General features: G+C 64.9%; 18 protein-coding genes. 6 read left to right on the top strand and 12 right to left on the bottom strand.

All coding sequences use genetic code 11. The features are described 5' to 3' along the window. The first annotated feature begins 248 nt into the window (after positions 1-248). A complete protein-coding gene (locus DOM56_RS15605; RefSeq protein ID WP_110709997.1) occupies positions 249-548 on the top strand; it encodes an MTH1187 family thiamine-binding protein in 300 nt (99 codons plus the stop codon). Between the two features lie 195 nt (positions 549-743). On the opposite strand, the gene DOM56_RS15600 is transcribed toward DOM56_RS15605, so the two are convergent. Both DOM56_RS15600 and DOM56_RS15595 read right to left on the bottom strand, forming a co-directional pair. Continuing rightward, entirely contained in the window at positions 744-1127 is a 384-nt protein-coding gene (locus DOM56_RS15600) for a hypothetical protein (protein ID WP_110709996.1), read from the bottom strand. A gap of 163 nt (positions 1128-1290) precedes the next feature. After that, a complete protein-coding gene (locus DOM56_RS15595; protein WP_110709995.1) occupies positions 1291-2199 on the bottom strand; it encodes a LysR family transcriptional regulator ArgP in 909 nt (302 codons plus the stop codon). A gap of 103 nt (positions 2200-2302) precedes the next feature. Here DOM56_RS15595 and DOM56_RS15590 point away from each other — a divergent pair, with 103 nt between their 5' ends. Then, positions 2303-2917, top strand: a complete 615-nt coding sequence (locus tag DOM56_RS15590; protein WP_110709994.1) for a LysE/ArgO family amino acid transporter — start codon at positions 2303-2305, stop codon at positions 2915-2917. A gap of 7 nt (positions 2918-2924) precedes the next feature. On the opposite strand, the gene DOM56_RS15585 is transcribed toward DOM56_RS15590, so the two are convergent. Together DOM56_RS15585 and DOM56_RS15580 are read right to left on the bottom strand one after the other, a co-directional pair. Continuing rightward, on the bottom strand, positions 2925-4292 hold the full coding sequence (locus DOM56_RS15585) for a TrkH family potassium uptake protein (RefSeq protein WP_110709993.1): 1368 nt from the start codon (positions 4290-4292) through the stop codon (positions 2925-2927). A 79-nt stretch (positions 4293-4371) separates the two neighbouring features. Further along, entirely contained in the window at positions 4372-5028 is a 657-nt protein-coding gene (locus DOM56_RS15580; RefSeq protein WP_198655813.1) for a TrkA family potassium uptake protein, read from the bottom strand. Between the two features lie 239 nt (positions 5029-5267). Between DOM56_RS15580 and DOM56_RS15575 the strand changes: the two genes are divergently transcribed. Next, positions 5268-6713, top strand: a complete 1446-nt coding sequence (locus tag DOM56_RS15575) for a sodium-dependent transporter (RefSeq protein ID WP_110709991.1) — start codon at positions 5268-5270, stop codon at positions 6711-6713. Positions 6714-6759: 46 nt separating this feature from the next. Here DOM56_RS15575 and DOM56_RS15570 read toward each other — a convergent pair whose 3' ends face one another. Continuing rightward, a complete protein-coding gene (locus DOM56_RS15570) occupies positions 6760-7578 on the bottom strand; it encodes an SIMPL domain-containing protein (protein ID WP_110709990.1) in 819 nt (272 codons plus the stop codon). A gap of 123 nt (positions 7579-7701) precedes the next feature. Between DOM56_RS15570 and DOM56_RS15565 the strand changes: the two genes are divergently transcribed. Next, positions 7702-8619: a cobalamin-binding protein gene (locus DOM56_RS15565; RefSeq protein ID WP_157958254.1), complete on the top strand. Its 918-nt coding sequence runs from the start codon at positions 7702-7704 to the stop codon at positions 8617-8619. On the opposite strand, the gene cobO is transcribed toward DOM56_RS15565, so the two are convergent. From cobO to DOM56_RS15545, 4 genes are all read right to left on the bottom strand, one after another. Next, positions 8613-9212, bottom strand: a complete 600-nt coding sequence (gene cobO, locus DOM56_RS15560) for a cob(I)yrinic acid a,c-diamide adenosyltransferase (RefSeq protein ID WP_110709988.1) — start codon at positions 9210-9212, stop codon at positions 8613-8615. The genes DOM56_RS15565 and cobO overlap by 7 nt on opposite strands. A 47-nt stretch (positions 9213-9259) precedes the next feature. Next, positions 9260-9568 (bottom strand): winged helix-turn-helix domain-containing protein, encoded by a 309-nt coding sequence (locus DOM56_RS15555; protein ID WP_110709987.1) that lies wholly within the window; start codon positions 9566-9568, stop codon positions 9260-9262. 88 nt (positions 9569-9656) lie between these two features. Beyond that, on the bottom strand, positions 9657-10646 hold the full coding sequence (locus DOM56_RS15550; protein WP_110709986.1) for an SDR family NAD(P)-dependent oxidoreductase: 990 nt from the start codon (positions 10644-10646) through the stop codon (positions 9657-9659). A 58-nt stretch (positions 10647-10704) separates the two neighbouring features. Continuing rightward, positions 10705-12327: a glycosyltransferase family 39 protein gene (locus DOM56_RS15545; RefSeq protein ID WP_157958253.1), complete on the bottom strand. Its 1623-nt coding sequence runs from the start codon at positions 12325-12327 to the stop codon at positions 10705-10707. 219 nt (positions 12328-12546) lie between these two features. Here DOM56_RS15545 and DOM56_RS15540 point away from each other — a divergent pair, with 219 nt between their 5' ends. Both DOM56_RS15540 and DOM56_RS15535 read left to right on the top strand, forming a co-directional pair. Continuing rightward, positions 12547-13209 (top strand): response regulator transcription factor, encoded by a 663-nt coding sequence (locus tag DOM56_RS15540; RefSeq protein ID WP_110709984.1) that lies wholly within the window; start codon positions 12547-12549, stop codon positions 13207-13209. Next, positions 13206-14606: an ATP-binding protein gene (locus DOM56_RS15535; RefSeq protein WP_110709983.1), complete on the top strand. Its 1401-nt coding sequence runs from the start codon at positions 13206-13208 to the stop codon at positions 14604-14606. The genes DOM56_RS15540 and DOM56_RS15535 overlap by 4 nt, the downstream gene beginning before the upstream one ends. 112 nt (positions 14607-14718) lie before the next feature. Here DOM56_RS15535 and DOM56_RS15530 read toward each other — a convergent pair whose 3' ends face one another. From DOM56_RS15530 to DOM56_RS15520, 3 genes are read right to left on the bottom strand one after another with little or no spacing between them, the layout of a single operon-like run. Next, the gene (locus DOM56_RS15530; RefSeq protein ID WP_110709982.1) at positions 14719-16464 is read right to left on the bottom strand and encodes a glycosyltransferase family 39 protein; all 1746 of its coding nucleotides are present in this window, start codon (positions 16462-16464) and stop codon (positions 14719-14721) included. Positions 16465-16478: 14 nt separating this feature from the next. After that, entirely contained in the window at positions 16479-16775 is a 297-nt protein-coding gene (locus DOM56_RS15525) for a lipid-A-disaccharide synthase N-terminal domain-containing protein (RefSeq protein ID WP_110601067.1), read from the bottom strand. Continuing rightward, positions 16772-17569, bottom strand: a complete 798-nt coding sequence (locus tag DOM56_RS15520) for a glycosyltransferase family 2 protein (protein ID WP_110709981.1) — start codon at positions 17567-17569, stop codon at positions 16772-16774. The genes DOM56_RS15525 and DOM56_RS15520 overlap by 4 nt, the downstream gene beginning before the upstream one ends. Between the last annotated feature and the right edge of the window lie 18 nt (positions 17570-17587).

Here is a 17587-nt window from a genome sequence, read left to right as displayed (position 1 = left end):
TGTTCGCCGACGTTTCAGACACAGCCCAGCCTGGTGGTATTAGCCGTATTTACATTGCGTGCTAACGTCTTTGCCGTCAATAAGCCTAGCGCTATTGTCACGATAGTCCAGACCGGATTGCGCTTTTTACAGAGGATCCGTTGCATCGATACACTGGATCGGCCCCGGTCGAATCCACCCACCGGCGGGGTCGGGATGCGAACGGCACAGTATCGCGCAACGGAAAAATCGATCAGAGGAGCGAAATCATGCACGTCATCGTCGATCTATGCGTCGTGCCGCTGGGGGTCGGGGTCTCGGTGTCGACCCATGTGGCGGAGTGTCAGCGAATCATCGAGGCGTCCGGTCTCCATCACCGGATGCACGCCTATGGCACCAACATCGAGGGGCCATGGGACGAGGTGATGACAGTGGTCAAGGCGTGCCACGAAGGGGTTCATGCGATGGGAGCGCCGCGTATCACCACGACGTTGAAGATGGGGACGCGGACGGATCGCGAGCAACGCATGGACGACAAGGTCGAAAGTGTCGAGGCGCTGCGCCGCTAGCGCTACCTGACAATTACGCCGTCTGAAGAACGCCTACGCTCACCCTTGTCGCGTCAGAACCGGCCCACCGAACCACGTTCGGAACGGCCCGGTCTCTCCCTTGCTGGCGGTTTTTTAGAATGGAGCCTTGACCGCGTCGACGGATGGTCAAGGCCAGGAGGGTAGTCGCCGGCCGTGACGGCCGGCGAGAGGGGATCAGCCGCAGCGGATGGTCCAGGTCACCTTATAGCCATCGCCTTCCTGGGTAGCGGCCTGGAGTTCGGTATCCTCGTCTACCGTCGCACCCTCGAGTTGCTGATCGGTGCTGGCGGCCTTGCTCGACTCCTCGCCGGGCCCCATCGTCTGCTGTTTCACGATCACGAACTTGTCGTAGTCCTGCGCCTCGCACTGTTCTAGGGCGCGCTCCTTGGCGTTGCTCATCGCCTCGTCCTGATCGTCGCCCAGCCCGGTCACGACATAGCGAGTCGCCTCTTTCTCGATCGAGCTGCTGTCGCTGGCGCAACCCGCGAGAGTGCCCAGCGCCAGCAGGCCGACCAAGGCCATCCAGGTCGGTGTCGTTGCCATCGTCTTCTTGCTCATGTCACTACTCCTTGTGTCACGGTGTTCCATCGGCTCGCCATGATGCACTGCAATGCCGGATGATCATTTCAGTTTAGAATCTGGGCCGCCATTCGCAAGTCCGTGAATGACGTAAGTCTTTCTATGGCCGGGAAAATGTCGCCTTTATGCGACGCGTTGCCGATCAGGCCGAGGCAGTCGGCGTCGCTTCCGGCGCTCTCAGCCACGTATCGCCGGCGGACAGCAGGTGCGCGGTCAGGGCATCGAGCAGCTCGCCGCCGTGACGCCAGAAGTGCCAGTAGAGCGGCACATCCAACGGGCGTTGCGGGTCGAGATCGACCAGGTCGCCGCTAGATAGCCCGTCGCTGCCCTGGCACTCGGGAATCATGGCATAGCCGATACCGGCGAGAGCCATGTGCAGCACGCCTTCCGACGATGGGCAGAGGTGGTGCGGAAACGGATCCTTGAACCCGTGCAGGTCGAGATAGCGCTGATGCAGACGATCTTCCGGTCCGTAGAGAATCGCTGGCGCCCGCTCCAGCGCCTGCTGGGAGATGCCTTCCGCGAAATGACGCTCGGCGAATCCGGGGCTGGCCATGACGCGATAGCGCATGGCGCCGAGGGCGCGGGACCGTGCACCCTGGACCGGCCGCGCGGTTGCACAGATGCAGCCGGCCACCTCGCCATCGCGCATGCGGCGCAGCGCCACCTCCTGATCGTCCACCACCAGGTCCAGCAGCACTCCGCGACGATGGCAGAAATCGCCGAGGGTCGGTGCCCACCAGGTTGCGAGACTGTCGGCGTTGATCGCTAGCCTGAGCCGTTGCGTTCCCTCGCCCAGCGCCGGAATTCGATCGAGCAGGTCATGCTCCAGCAGTCGCACCTGTTGGGCGTGATTGAGGAGTCGCTGGCCCAGCGGGGTCGGCAGCAGGCGCGGCGTGCGAACGACCACCGGCTGGCCCAGACGCGCTTCCAGCAGCTTGATGCGTTGGGAAACTGCCGATTGGGTCAGGTTGAGCTGTTGGGCGCCACGATCGAAGCCACCTTGATCGACGATGGCAGAGAGCGCTTCGAGGAGTTTGTAATCCAGCATCAAGTTTTCTAATGCCTCATTAGCTGATTCATTTTTATTAATAGCCGATGTCGCCGCATGATGCGAATCCCCGTGCTTTCACGCCGTCATACGAGACACCGCCATGATCACGTCCATCATCCAGGGGTTGCTGATCGGCTTCACGCTGATCGTGGCCATCGGGGCGCAGAATGCGTTCGTTCTGAGGCAGGGGCTACGTCGCGAACACGGCTGGCTGGTGGCCGGGATCTGCGCCTGTTGCGACTTGGCGCTGGTAGCCGCCGGGGTGGCGGGCCTCGCACCGCTGATCACCTCGAGCGCTACCGCGCTGCAATTGGCTCGGTGGGGTGGCGTCGGCTGGCTCGTGTGGCAGGCGTCGATAGCGTGCCGTCGTGCAATGCGCCCCCGGCACCTGGAGGTGGCAGCGACCGCGAACGGCCTCCCCGCGATGGCAGCAAGGCCGGTGATCCTGGCCACCCTGGCGGTCACGCTGCTCAATCCCCATGTCTATCTGGACACGGTGGTGATGCTAGGCATCATCGGTGGCCAGCAGCCGAGTCCGGCCGGGTTCGTGGCCGGCGCCTCGCTGGCGTCGCTGGTCTGGTTCTTCGGCCTGGTCGGAATGGCCCACTGGCTGTCGCCCAGACTTCAGGACCCGCGATGGTGGCAGGGCATCGATATCGCCGTCGGTGCGATCATGCTGCTGGTCGCCTGGCAGCTCGCGACCCGTACGCTGTGAACAGGGGCTAGCCAATCTGAATTTCGCCCCTGGCGTAGCGCACGCCCCTTGCCTGCCGCGTCGCCAGGAAGTAGCCGACGGAGAGCGGGCCCACACGGCCCAGCAGCATGGTCAGCCCCAGCAGGAACTGTCCCGGCAGCGAGAGATCGCTGGTGATGCCCCGGGAGAGTCCCACGGTGCCGAAGGCAGATACGGTCTCGAACGCCAGGTCGAGAAACGACTGCTCGCCGTCGGTGATGGTGAGCCCGAACAGCGTCAGCACTACCAGCAGCACCCCGGCCAGCGCCACCGTGATTGCCTTGATCACCGTCTCCTGGGGGATCGAACGGCCGAAGGCCGTCGGGTGTTCGGTATTGCGGTAGAACGCGCGGGCCGTCAGCAGCAGTACCACGAAGGTGGTGATCTTGATGCCGCTGGCGGTGGAACTGGAGCCGGCGCCGATGAACATCAGCACCATCACCAGCAGTGTCGAGGCGTCGGTCAACGCACCGGTCTCCAAGGTGTTGAAGCCGGCCGTACGCGGGGTGACGGCCTGGAACCAGGCTGCCTGCAGCTTGGCGAAGCCATCTTCCAGACCGCCCAGGGTGCCCGGGTTGGACCACTCCAGGCCGAGCAGGATCGCGGTGGCGATCACGTTGAGCCAGAACGTGGCCAGCAGGACGACCTTGGTCTGCATCGCCAGGCGCGACCAGCGACGATGACGATAGAGATCGCTGACGACCACGAAACCCAAGCCGCCGACGATGAACATCAACGTCACCGTGGCATTGACGAGCGGGTTGCCGACCTCCTGGATCAGGCTGTCGGAAAAGGTCGAGAAGCCGGCGTTGTTGAACGCCGAGACGGCGTGGAAGAGGCTGTGCCACAGGCCCATCGCCAGCCCCTGTTCCGGCACCCAGTGGCAGGCCAGCAGCAGCGTGCCGATGGTCTCGGTGATGAAGGCGAAGGCGATCACCAGCTTGACCAGGTCGCGGATGTCGCTGAAGGCGATCTCCCCCAGCGCCTCGCGGACCAGGTTCTGCTGGCTCAGCGGTAGTCGCGTGCCCAGCAGCAGCACCGTCAGCGCGGCGAAGGTCATGAAGCCCAGGCCGCCGACCTGGATCAGGACCAGGACCACCAGTTGGCCGATGAATGTCAGGTCCTTGCCCACGTCGATCACGCTGAGACCGGTGACGGTGACCGCGGAAGTCGCCGTGAACAGGGCCTCGTGCCAGGCCAGGGGATGCGTCGCACTGCCGGGAAGCCACAGCAGCAAGGCGCCGGCGGCGCAAAGCAGGGCGAACCCGAGCAGCAGTATTTCCGGCGGCGAGAGCCTGATCACACCGCCGTGCGGGGCGCGGCGGAAGGGCTGCTTGAGTCGTTGCCAACGTCTCACGTGCGAGCTCCAGCATCCCCATTGGGGCAATTGGCGAGCGCCTCGAGACCGTCTCGGTCGGCGGATGAAGACGACCCGCTCATATCTGCTTGCCGATTTCGCGCAGCGCTTGCAGGTCGCCCATCAGGATCAGGCTGTCGCCGGAGCGGAGTGGCGTGTCGTCATCCGGATTGCGAATCACCTCTTCGCCCCGCTTGATCGCGACCAGGAACAGCGCCTCGGGGTCGATCGACAGGTTGGCGACGCTGGCGCAGTTCTCTACCAAGCGGTCGGTGGTCTCGATCTCGACGATGAACTGGCGCTCGCCCAGCCGGATGAAGTCGACCATGGCGTGATAGTTGAGGCTCTCCGCGACCCGCACGCCGACGTCGTATTCCGGGTAGACGACCCGATCGGCGCCCAGCCGCTTGAGCAACTTGTAGTGGGCATCGGAGTGCGCCTTGGCCCAGATCTCCTTGGCGCCCAGCTCCTTGACGTGGAGCGTGCAGGTGACGCTGGCCTCGACATTGTCGTCGACATCGATCACCACGACATCGTAGGCGTCCAGGGAGAGCTCGCCGAGCGCCTTCTCGTCGGTGAGGTCGGCGATCACCGCATGATCGAGTATGTCCGACAGCGCGTCGACCCGCGTCTCGTCGGCGTCGACCCCTAGCACCTGGTTCTGATGACGTTTCAGTTCGCGTGCAACGGTGCTGCCGAAGTAGCCCAACCCCAGAATGGCGAAGTGCCGGGACATCGGAATCTCCTTGTCGATCGATGCCGGTAATGCCGACCGGCGAGTGGGCGGGATCATCGCTGTGGGCCAAGCTTTGCACAAGCCCCGGCATCCTAACAATCACGACCCGGTCGCGCATGTCATGCGCCGACGCTACAATCCTCCGCCGCATCGTCCGCCATCGGGCGACGCCTTGCGCCGCACCCGGCTTCGATACGGGCTGGCCCATTCAGGCCGTCCACTGGAACGAAAGAGGAAGCATGACCGCAATCGCACGACCCAAGAACCTGTGGCTGGGACGCTGGGGCTTCGTCCTGGCGGCGACTGGCTCGTCCGTGGGCCTGGGCAATATCTGGAAATTCCCGTACATGACCGGCGAATACGGTGGCGGCGCCTTCGTCATGGTCTACCTGGTCTGTATCGCGGCCATCGGCGTGCCGGTGATGATGACCGAGATCGCGCTGGGACGCAGAGGCCGGGGCAGCCCGGTGGATGCGATCCGGCGGGTGGTGCGGGAGTCCGGGCGCAGCGGCCTGTGGTCGGGACTTGGCTGGATGGCGATGCTGTGCGGTTTCATGATCCTGTCGTTCTACGTCGTGGTTGCCGGCTGGGCCGTCTCCTATCTGTGGAAGTCGCTCAGCGGCGGCCTGACGGCCGACAGCGTCGAGGGCATGGCGGCCATCTTCGGTGCCAACAACGCCAACCCGTGGAATCTCGGCTTCTGGAGTACGCTCGTCACCGTGGCGACGATGGCGATCGTCGGGCTGGGTGTCCAGGCGGGCATCGAGCGCAGTGTGCGCTGGATGATGCCTGGGCTGGTGGTCATGCTGGTGGTGATGATCGTGTACGCGGTCTTCTCCGGCAGCTTCGGTGCCGGCGTGCAGTTCCTGTTCGCCTTCGACCCCGGCAAGCTCACCGGGCAGGCCATTCTGGCGGCAATGGGGCACGCCTTCTTCACCCTGTCGCTGGCCTCCGGCGCGATTCTCACCTACGGCGCCTACCTGCCGGCGGATCAATCCATCGGCCGCACCACGCTGGTGGTCGCTCTCTGCGACACGCTGGTGGCACTGATGGCTGGGTTGGCGATCTTTCCCGTGATCTTCGCCAACGGCATGGACCCGGCTTCCGGTCCTGGTCTCATCTTCATGAGCCTGCCGCTGGCATTCCAGCAGATGCCGCTGGGCGGGGTGATCGAGACGATCTTCTTTTTGATGCTGACCGTGGCCGCGCTGACCTCCGCCATCTCGATGATCGAAGCCACGGTCGCGTGGCTGAACGAAAGTCATGGTCTGTCGCGGGTCAGGGCGGCCTGGGGCGTCGGCATCCTGCTGTGGATCGTGAGCACGCTGGCGATGCTGTCATTCAATGTCGGGGCGGACTGGAAGCTGGCGGGGCGCCACTTCTTCGACTGGCTGGATTTCCTGACCTCGCGATTCCTGATGCCGCTGGGCGGCCTGGGGACGGCGCTGCTGGCCGGCTTCGTGCTACGTCGAGAGAGCCTCGAGGAGGAGTTGGGGCTGCCATCGGCCCTCTACGCCCTGTGGCGGTTCACCGTCCGCTACGTCTGTCCGGTGGCGATCGTGATGGTGTTCCTGGATGCTCTGGGGGTGCTGAACTCAGGTTTCGACTGGCGTTGGCTGGCAATGGTGCTGGTGCTGGCGGTGCTGGCGGAGGTAGCCCTCGCTCGCCTGACACGTCGGGCGTGAGCCTGGTGTCACGCCATGGGCGAGCCTTGCGGCCCGCCCGACATCGTCAGTCGTCGATTTCCCAGGTCACGCTGACGCCGGCGTCGATACTGATCTCGCCGCTGCGATATTCGGCCGAGCTGGCGCTGTCGGCCTCGGCGGCGCGCATCATCATCTGCGGTTGATAGCGGGGCGCCGTGGTCTCCTCGATATTGACGACGTCGCCCAGGTCGACATTCAGGGTGTCGGCCATCATCTCGGCCTTCTGGCGCGCGCGCTCCAGCGCCTGCTTGAGGGCACGGTCGTCGGCCGCGTTGCTGTCCTGCAGGCCGTAGCTGACACCGTCGAGGGAGTCGACGCCAGCGGTGGTCAGGGCATCGAGCACCCGTGGCAGCCGGTCGAGGTCGTTCAGCGTCAACGACACCGACCGCTCGATCCGGGTGCGCACCTTCGACGGCGAGTCGCCGTCGCCCCGGCTGCCGGTCTGGACGATATCCGGGCGCACGCTGAGGGAGCCGGCACGGATCTGCTGGCTGTCGATGCCGGCACTCTCCAGGGTACGGATCAACTCGCCGGTGCGGCTCTCCAGCCGGTCACGCGCGGTCTTGATGGCGTCACTGTCGCCCGAGGACTCTTCTCCCTGAACCTGGGCCGGCGTCAGCTCCCACAACCGCGCATTCAGCGTTGCCTGATCCGGCGCGACATCGATCGTGGCATTGGCCTGGACATGGAGCTGGTGTGGCGTCTTGTCGGCGAGCGCCGGCGTGGCCAATGCCACGGTCGCCATCATCCCGGCGAGCCCCAGGCCCAGGTGACGGGCCAGGCGACTGCGGCGGGATGAGGTGTGAGTGTGGGCCGAACGATTGAACAGAGCGTCTCGAGACATGGAACTTCCTCTATCGAAAAACGGATGTCGTGCAAGATGTGGGCGCTGCATAGACGCCTCCGGCGTCATTCGGTTCCCATGCTATGCTCGCCGACACCTTCAGCCCAACTCGCAGAACCGATGATGCGCTCTCTTTCCCCATTGCGGCACGCCGCGATGTCGTGCTTCCGGTGGTGGCCGGCGCTCGCTGTCATCGGCGCGCTGTTGTTGCCGCTGCATGCGCCGGCGGCGAGCGATGCCATCAGCGTCGTGGACGACAGCGGACGTACCGTCGCGCTGGCCCGACCCGCCCAGCGGATCGTGGCGCTGGCGCCGCATCTGGTGGAGATGAGTTACGCCGTGGGTGCCGGCGGCCAACTGATCGGCGTCATCGAGGGCAGCGACTATCCATCGGCGGCGAGAGAGATCGACCGGGTCGGCAGCTACCGTGGCATTCCCCTCGAAGCGATCGTCGCCAAGCAGCCGGATCTGGTGCTGTCCTGGGGCAGTGGCACCCCGGCATCGCTGGTCGAGCAACTGGACCGGCTGGGCATCCCCGTCTACCGCAGCGAACCGCGGCGCCTCGAACAGATCGCCGGCGATCTGCGCGATATCGGCCGACTGACGGGGCACGACGCTGCCGGAGAACAGGCCGCCTCGCGGTTCGAGGACGGGCTGAGACGCAGTTCACAGACGTTGTCGCCGGCACCGCGGGTCTTCTACCAGTTGGGGCAGTCGCCATTGACCACGCTGGCCGGCGGGCAGATCGTGACTCAGGTCATTCGTCACTGCGGTGGCGTACCGCTGTTCGAAGAGGCCTCGGTGCTGGTGCCGCAGATTGGCTGGGAATCGCTGCTCGAAGCGCAGCCGGAGATCATCCTGGCAGCCGGTGCCGACGACCGCTGGAAAGCGTTCTGGACCGGCCATGACGAGCTGCCGGCGGTGCGTAACGGCGCGTTGTACACCCTGGACCCGGATACGATCAGCCGCCCCGGGCCGCGCATGATCCAGGCGGTGCGAGAGGTGTGCAGGGCATTGGGCGGAGATCGCTTTTCTCAGTAGTCGATGCCGCGGCGCGCCTGCACTCCCGCATCGAAGGCGTGCTTGGTGTCGTGCATGTCGGTGACCGTGTCCGCCATTTCGACCAGCTCGCGATGGGCGTTGCGCCCGGTGACGATGACGCTCTGCTCCGGTGGGCGATTGGCGATGGCGCGCTTGACCGTGTCGATGTCGAGATAGCCGAACTTGAGCATGTAGGTGATCTCGTCGAGTACCACCAGATAGACCTCGGGGTCGGCGAGCAGCCGCTCGGCTTCGCGCCAGACCTCGAGGCAGGCGGCGGTATCGCTGGCGCGGTTCTGGGTATCCCAGGTGAAACCCGTCGCCATGACGTGGACCTCGAGATGGGAGTCCTCGATCAGCCGCTCGCGTTCGCCGCACTCCCAAAGTCCCTTGATGAACTGGATCACGCCGATACGGTAACCGTAGCCCAGCGCCCGGGTCACCGTGCCCCACGCCGCCGTGGTCTTGCCCTTGCCGTTGCCGGTGAAGACCAGCAGCAGGCCGCGCTGCTCGGTAGCGGCGGCGACCTTCTCGTCGACATGGGATTTGAGCTTCTGCATGGCTTGCTGATGACGCTGCTGGCGATCGCTCATGGGCGACTCCGGTTGCTGATGGTCGGGAGGGCGGCGGCGTGGCGAACTCAGGGCCTGGGCAGCGGATAGCCCAGGGCACTGGCGATCTGCTCGACATGGTCGTTCACCCAAGTCGAGGAAATGGGGCCCCAGTCACGGATCACGTAGCGGCCGATCTGGTGGCGTTCGCCGCGGGACTGCTCGAACTCGCAGCGGATATCGAGTTCCGCGAGCGCCGCCAGGGTGTCCTGGGCCGTGCGGCGCGGCATGCCACTGAGCTCGACGATGGCCGGAACGCTGGCGGCGAGGCCGGCATCGATCAGGTGGGCGACGTAGAGGCGGCGATAGAAACTGGTTCGGGTCTTGCTCAACGGCATGCTTGGACTCGTCGTTCGGGGAGTTGTGCCAGATGCTACGCCAACGCTTCCCGTTCGACGACCACCGAACTTGCGGTGGTGACGGCTATCAAGCGGCCATGGCATCCAGCATCAGCTCGCGGTAGTCGAGCAGCCAGGTGACGAACTGGTCGATTCCTTCCTCGAGGGAGACTCGAGGGGTGTAGTCGATGACCGATCGCAACTTGTGAGTATCCGCCCAGGTTCGCTCGACATCACCCGGCTGCATCTGCTTGAAATGTCTCGTGGCATCAACTCCCAGACGCTTTTCCAGCGTGTCGACGAAGTCGAGCAGGGCGACCGGCTTGCCGCGGCCCAGGTTGTAGATTTCGTGGGGCGCGGGCCGGTCAGCATCGGGGTGTGGTGCATGAGGCAGCAGCCGCACGATGCATTCGACCACGTCGTCGATATAGGTAAAGTCCCTTGCCATGCGACCGTGATTGAAGATCTCGATAGGCTCTCCCCGCAACAGGCTCGACGCGAACAGGCAAGGTGCCATGTCCGGGCGTCCCCACGGGCCATAGACCGTGAAGAATCGCATCCCGGTGGCGGGCAGCCGGTGAAGGTCGGCGTAGCTGTAGGCCATCATCTCGTTGGCGCGCTTGGTGGCGGCGTAGATCGACGCGGGCTGGTCCACCGGGTCGGTTTCCCGGAAGGGCAGCGTCTTCTGGCGCCCGTAGACCGAGCTGGAGGAGGCGTAGAGAAGATGTTCGATGTCGTGTCGCTTGCACACGTCGAGCAGGTTGAGAAATCCCGTCAGATTGCTGCGACCGTACTCGTGGGGATGCTCCACGGAGTGGCGTACCCCGGCCTGCGCCGCGAGATTGACGACATGGGTGAAGCGTTCGCGTGCGAAAAGCGTCTCCAGCGATTCGAGGTCCGCGATATCCATGCGATGGAAGGGAATGCCCGTCAATCGTTCCCTGCGCGCCTGCTTGAGCGACACGGCGTAGTAGTCGTTGAGATTGTCCAGCGCGACGACGCTGTGGCCCTCGCGAGCGAGGCGGTCGGCAAGGTGAAAGCCGATGAATCCGGCCGCGCCGGTGACGAGAATTTTCATGCTGGTTCCTGTATTGAAAGAATCTTCACCGCTCGGGCCGGTGAGCCGCGACCGAATTCTACCAGTCGCAAGCGGGTCGTCGGGGACTAAATGACAGCGCAGTGACAGGCACGATGTCCAGCTTTCCGCCACGATAGTCGAATACGTGGGCGGCGCCATCCTGGGCGATCAGCGGGCCCAGGTCGCGATCTCGACCCACGATCCAGCCGGTTGGAGACTGTTGCCCGAACCGGCAGAGGTCTGCGGGATTGCCGGAAAGCGTGACCAGTGGCCTTTCCAGGCGTCCGGCAAACTGGAAGGTGGCCTGATAGTTGTCGCCATTGAAGGCGACGGGAACACCGCTGGCTTCGAGCCTGGCCAACAGCCTGCTCGGCGCGCCGATGTCGTAGTGGCTCCAGAGCGGGGCCAGCACCAGCTGAGCCGTTATCAGCGTGGCGACAGCCGTGCCCAGCGCGAGGCCGCGGGTAGCCTGGGCGCTGCTTCGCCAGCGTTGCCGCCATACGATGGCGGCGAACGCGAGCAGCACCAGTGCGCCGAAAGGCGAAATCATCGAGCCGACGACCTCGGCGCGGCCGAACCCCGCCAGGCCGAGCGCCGCCACGCCCAGCAGCATCATCGCCGTTGCCGCCGACCGTAGGCGGAATGGCTTGTCCGGGGCGACCTGACCCAGGCGGTCCATGACCAGCAGCGCCAGTGCAGGCAGCAGCGGCATCAGATAGTGGATCTGCTTGCCGCTGATCAACGAGAAGACCAGTAACGGTGCGATCAGCCAGATCCAGGCCAGTCGCTGATGGCGCTGCCGTGGGAGGCGTGGCCACCCGGCGGGCCACAGCGACCACGGGAAGGTCAGCAATGGCAGCCACGGCAGGTACCACCACGCCGGGCGCGCATGGGCCATGGCGTGCTGCAGGCGGTCGACACTCTGACCCCAGAGCAGGTCCTTGGCGTAAGCGGCACCGCCCAGCCAGGCGGCGGATAGCGCCCAGGCCAATAGCATCGAGATCCCGAGCACCAAGGCGAAGGCCAGGCGCCGCCGGCCGGGCCCGCCCAACGGAGAGGCGCGCCAGAGCGGAATCGACAGCAGAATCGGCGCCAGCGTCACGAAGGCCGCCGGCCCCTTGGCCAGCAGCGCCAAGCCTAGCCACAGTCCACTGATGATGGCCTTGCGTGAGGTGAACTGACCCGCTATCAATGGCGAGATGGCGCCCAGCAGGCAGGCACTCAGCAGTACGTCGAACATCAATGCGCCAGCGTAGAGATTCCACATCAGCATGGCGCCAAGCACCATCGGCGCCAGGCGCGCCTGACTACCGGCGTACCCCAGTCGGCGTGCGATTCGATAGAGATGGATCATCGCGATCAGCGAGGCCAGCGGCGAGATCGACTTGGGCCACCAGTCATTGACGCCGAACAGCGTCCAGCCTGACTGGATCAGCCAGAACAGCAGCGGAGGCTTGTCGGCGTAGGCTTCGCCATTCATGAGCGGCAGCCAGAACGAGTGGTTGTGCCACATCTCCCAGGCCACCGAGACGTAACGCGTCTCGTCGATCGGCATCAATGGCCTGAACAGCGCGCAGGCCAGCGACATCGCCCACAGCACGAGGATGACGAGGGCGTCTCGATGCCTGGCCTGCAACCGTAGCGTGTACGATAAGGGCGAAAATTTCTGGATGCTGATCACGCGATGACGTCCCGAGGTGGCTTTGAGAGGCCACTTTGGCGCCGCTGGCTTAACGAAACATTATCCGGCAGGCAAGACGGTCGGCATCCGGCCGGGTAGCCCACCCACAGGAATATCGAGGCAGGATGTGATAAGAAATCGTTAAGCCAGGTGTGCCTCAATATGGAAGAAGAGCGAGATCCCCTGGATCTCCACGGGTAAACCAAGACGGAAACCGCAATGCGCGTATTGTTGGTGGAAGATGACCCCTTGCTGGGTGACGGCATCCGCACTGCCCTGATCCGAGAGGGCTACGTCGTCGATTGGCTGCTGAAAGGTCGCGACGCACTGGAAGCGGTGCGCGTCGAACCGTTCTCGCTGGTCATTCTCGACCTGGGGCTGCCGGATATCGATGGGTTGATGGTATTGAAGGAGATGCGTCGGCAGCATTCGATCCCAGTCCTGATCCTGACCGCACGCGACGCCGTCGAACAGCGCATCCAGGGGCTGGATGCGGGGGCCGACGACTACGTCCTCAAGCCGTTCGATCTGCAGGAGCTGCTGGCGCGGATGCGGGTAGTGACCCGGCGCGCCGAGGGGCGTTCGACCCAACTGCTCTCGATTGGACAGTTGACGATCGATGAGTCGCAGCATGTGGTCAGTTGGCGAGGCGACACGATCACCCTCGGGCGCCGTGAGTTCGCGTTGCTGCTGGAACTGGCCAGAAACAGCGACAAGGTGATGTCCCGGCCCAAGCTGGAAAGCCTGCTCTATGGCTGGGGCGAGGAGGTCGGCTCCAACGCGCTCGAAGTCCATGTCCATCACTTGCGGCGCAAGCTCGACAAGCACCTGATCACCACCGTCAGAGGGATCGGTTATCGCCTGGATAGCCGCGTGGCATGACATCGATTCGCCGCTATCTCAATTTTACCCTCGCTGGTGTTCTACTTCTGGTCATGGCCCTGGCCGTGACCGCCGCCTACCTGATCACCCGTCATGAGATGGAAGAGATATTCGACGCCCAGTTGAGCCTGCAGGCGCGCGTGGTGTCGGGGCTCGTCGATACCGACACCACGCCGCAAGCCTATGCCGCCATCGCGGAGCAGCTCTCTCAGCCGGGCCATTTCGCCCACTGGTATGGCCAGGCCGAGCCGCAGCTTTCTCCGGATACCGATCCGAAGCTTTACGATCACGAGGAGCGGATGCTGTCAGTGGGCTTCTGGGACGACGAGCTTCACCCCATCCTGCTGGGTTCCCGCTGGGGCGAAAATGACGAGGGATTTCCTCCCCCACGTAAGACCGGACATCGCTGGGTCACCTACGAGGGGCACCGGTGGCGGGTCTTCAGCATGCCGGTAGACGGTGGTCGCTGGATCAGCGTCGGTTTGAGAGAGTCTTTTCAGGACGAGCTCTCCAACAAGGTCGCGCTGGGCAATTTCGTGCCGTTACTGCTGGCATTGCCTGTTCTGATCTGGCTGATCGCGCGGCTGATCCGACGTGGTCTGGGGCCCATCGATCATCTGTCGCGCCAGGTCAGATCACGGGACGAAAAAGACCTCAGCCCGATCCGGGTGGCGGTACCTAGGGAGTTGCAGACCCTGCGTGGCGCGCTCAATGACTTCATCGATCGACTCGGGCAGACGCTGGAGCGCGAACGCCGCTTCACCGCCGATGCCGCCCACGAGCTGCGCACGCCACTGGCCGCGATGAAGATTCATCTGGACAACGCCCGCTTCGGTGAGCCCAGTGCGCTGGACAAGGCCTACAACGGCATCGAGCGGTTGCAGCGAGTGGTCGAACAGCTACTGCTGCTGGCCCGGCTCGATATCGATCAGCCGCGACCGGCTCCCGAACCGGTCGCGTTACCGGCGCTGGTCATGGATCTGGCTGCCGATCTATGGCCGCTGGCCGAGTCGCAGCAACAGGCGCTGGAAATCATCGAGGGCAAGCCCGTCACCGTGATGGGCAACGCCACCGAGCTGGGGATCCTGATCCGCAACCTGATGGACAACGCGCTGCGTTACACCCCGCCGGGAGGGCGGGTCGTCGTTACCGTGGGGATCGACGGCCAGCGACCGTGGTTGAGCATCGAAGACTCCGGGCCGGGAATCCCCGAATCGATGCTGGAAGCCGTGACCCAACGCTTCCAGCGGGCTTCCGACCAGCGCATCAGCGGCAGCGGTCTGGGGCTGTCGATCGCCGTCGAGATCGCCGAGCGCCAGCGTCTGAGCCTGTCTCTCGCCAACCGCGACGACGGCGGACTGAGGGTGCGGCTCGACTGGTTGGATACCGTGGCCTGAGTCCCTGCCTCGAGCCATGAGTCTGGCCCCGGTTTCGGGGCGCCAGATTCAACGCCTCGCAAGGTGCCCGGATCCCAGTGGAGCCCTCCCTGGGGCGAGAAACCCGTTGTCGTCAGACCCTGGGCGCGCTGCCGGTGTGATCCGGCAGCGTGGTGGGTGCCACGAACACCGGTGCTGCGTTGGCGTCGCCCTGGCACCGATCGACGGCGGTTGCCGGGATGAGCCACCAGTCGTCGCCGTTCTGAATGCCCAGGTCATGAATCTGGTCCCGGTCGATGCAGTCGTAATCCTCGGCCTGGCGCTGCATCGCGAACATCCAGCGGCTTCGATCCTGCTGCAGCCAGGCGAACGCCCGCCGGAACTGGGCGCTGGCGGGGGTGCGGTCGCCGAACTGGATGCTGGGCTGGCGGGACTGGAGCAGGAATTCCTCGTCGAAGTCCGGCATGGCCAACCAGGCGTCGGCGCCAGTGATCGACCGCACCTGCGCCATCATGTCACGCGGCGAGCGCGCATGATCCTGCAGCGCGTAGCCCCAGGTCGACCAGCTCACCCAGAACACCACCAGCCAACTGGCCAGTGCCCAGAGTCCGCGGCGAGGCCGCAGGGCGACTAGCAGCCCCACGGCGATGGCGCCGATCACGATCCACCAGGCCCACGGGGAGACGGCGTGACGCTCGGCGACCTTGGTCAGCGCGGGCAGACCGGCAGCGCCGAGAATGCCCGCGGCCAGCAGCAGCCCGCCCAGCAATGCCAGCAGGCCGAAACCCAGCCACTGCAGGCCCTTTCGGGTGACGAGCCCCGGCAGCAGCGGTGCCATCGCCAATACCAGCAACGGCAAGGTCGGCAGCATGTAGACGCCGCGCTTGCCGGGCGAGAGGGAAAAGAAGGTCACGATCAGTATCACCGAACTGAGCGGCAGCAGGATTCGCGGATCGGAGCGTCGCAGCCGACGCCACCAGGCGGGGAGTGCCCACGGAAAGGCCAGGACCAATGGCATCCATGCCCAGGGCAGCACGCTGACCAGGTAGTAATACCAGGGTTCGAGGTGGGTCCAGGAGTCGGCATACCGCTGGCCGGTCTGCTTGAACAGAATGTTGTCTCGGTAGGCTGCCAGCGAGGGATCGTCTCCCCAGGTCGCCATCACGATCATCGGCACGGCCCAGGCCGCGATGCAGGCCACCATGACGGCCACCCCCTGGAGGGCAGCCTTGAGCGTAATGGGGGCGATTCGTCCCCGAGCACGCCTGGAGTAGGCCAGCCATAGCCAGGCCGGAAGCAGCGTCAGTGGCAGGATGCCGACACCTTTGGTGATGATGCCCAGCCCCATCGCTGCCCAGCCCACCAGCCACCAGCGCCGGGCCGGGCCCAGCAGGGCGTGGCGGAGCAGGCCATAGGTGGCGAGCGTGGTACAGAAGGTCAGCATCATGTCGATCTGTGCGGTCTTGGCCTGCAGCACGAACTGGAACGCGCTCAGCAGCGCCAGCCCCGACATCAGCGCGATGCGACGGCCGTACAGGCGGCGACACAGATCGACCGTCAGCAGCAGGGTGCCGATACCCGCGAGCGTGGTGGGGATCAAGAATCCCCAGCGCACGGAGCCGGTCAGCCAGATGCTCAGCGCCGACGCCCACATGAACACCGGCGGTTTGTCGGGATAGAGTTCGCCACCGCGATGGGGAAACCAGAACTGGCCGGTGCGCAACATCTCCAGCGCGTTGAGGGCGAAACGCGGTTCGTCGGCCGGCCAGGGGTCCCGCAGGCCGATACCGATGCCCAGCAGCACGGTGGTGAACAGCAGCAACAGCAGCCAGGCGCGCCGATAGTGGGCCTGTGAGGGATCGGACAGGAAGCGCCGCATGAGCGAGATCTCGTTCAGGAATTCGAGGGGGTTTCCGGGACGCTAGCCTGGTGCTTCTCCCGCCGGATCAGCATCAGATTGCGAACGTAGATGACCAGACCGGCACCCTGACCGGCGATGAACACCGGGTCGCGACGGTAGATCGCGTAGGCCAGCAGGGTGGCACCGCCGCCGATGCTGAAGAACCAGAAGGCGACGGGAATGATGCTGCGCCTGGCGCGCTCGCTGGCGAGCCACTGAATGATGAAACGGGCCGAAAACAGGGTCTGGCCGATAAAGCCGATGATCACCCATATCCACTCTTGGCTCATGATGTCGCCTCCTCACCGTCGGGGTGCCGGTGATCGGCCGCGTCACCCGGCGCCGTCATCGTGCCCGTCAGCTCGAGGCACGCCGCGGGCAGCCGGCTACGGCGGCGCAACCACATGACGCCGACCATATCCACCAGCCCGACCCACAGGCGATTGTTGAGCCCGTAGTGCGACGTTCCGGTCCCCCGAGGGCGGTGGTTGACCGGAACGGAGACGCACTGGCCGCCCTGGGCGCGGATCAGCGCCGGCAGAAAGCGGTGCATGTGGTCAAAGTAGGGGAGTGACACGAAGGCATCACGGTGCACCACCTTCAGCCCGCAGCCGGTATCCGGCGTGGCGTCGTTCAGCAGCGCCGAGCGCACGCGATTGGCCACCTTGGAGGACAGGCGCTTGATCCAGTCGTCACGGCGATTGGTGCGGTGTCCCGAGACCAGCGCAACATCCCCGCGCCGGGCGCGTTCGAACAGCCTGGGGAGATCGGCCGGGTCATTCTGGCCGTCGCCATCGAGCGTGCCGAGCCAGACACCTCGTGCGGCCCTGGCCGCCTGCCAGACCGAGGTGCTCTGCCCCGCACTCCGGGCGTGACGCATCGGGCGCAGGCGAGGGTTCCGCGCGGCCCGACGTTCCAACAGATCCCAGGTGCCGTCGGTCGAGGCGTCGTCGACCACGATGACTTCGTGATCGATATCCGCCAGTGCCTGCTCGATCTCATCGAGCAGGCTTGGCAGATTGCCGGCCTCGTCCTTGGCCGGGATCAGGATCGAGAGCAGGGGAGAGCGAAGGGATGAATGCATTGATGGCAATTTCCTGGC

It is taken from the genome of Salinicola sp. CR57 (assembly GCF_003206585.1).
Taxonomy (GTDB): Bacteria; Pseudomonadota; Gammaproteobacteria; order Pseudomonadales; family Halomonadaceae; genus Salinicola; species Salinicola lusitanus.
The sequence above is the reverse complement of the archived record's forward strand: the minus strand, read 5'-3'. Positions and strand labels throughout refer to the sequence as shown.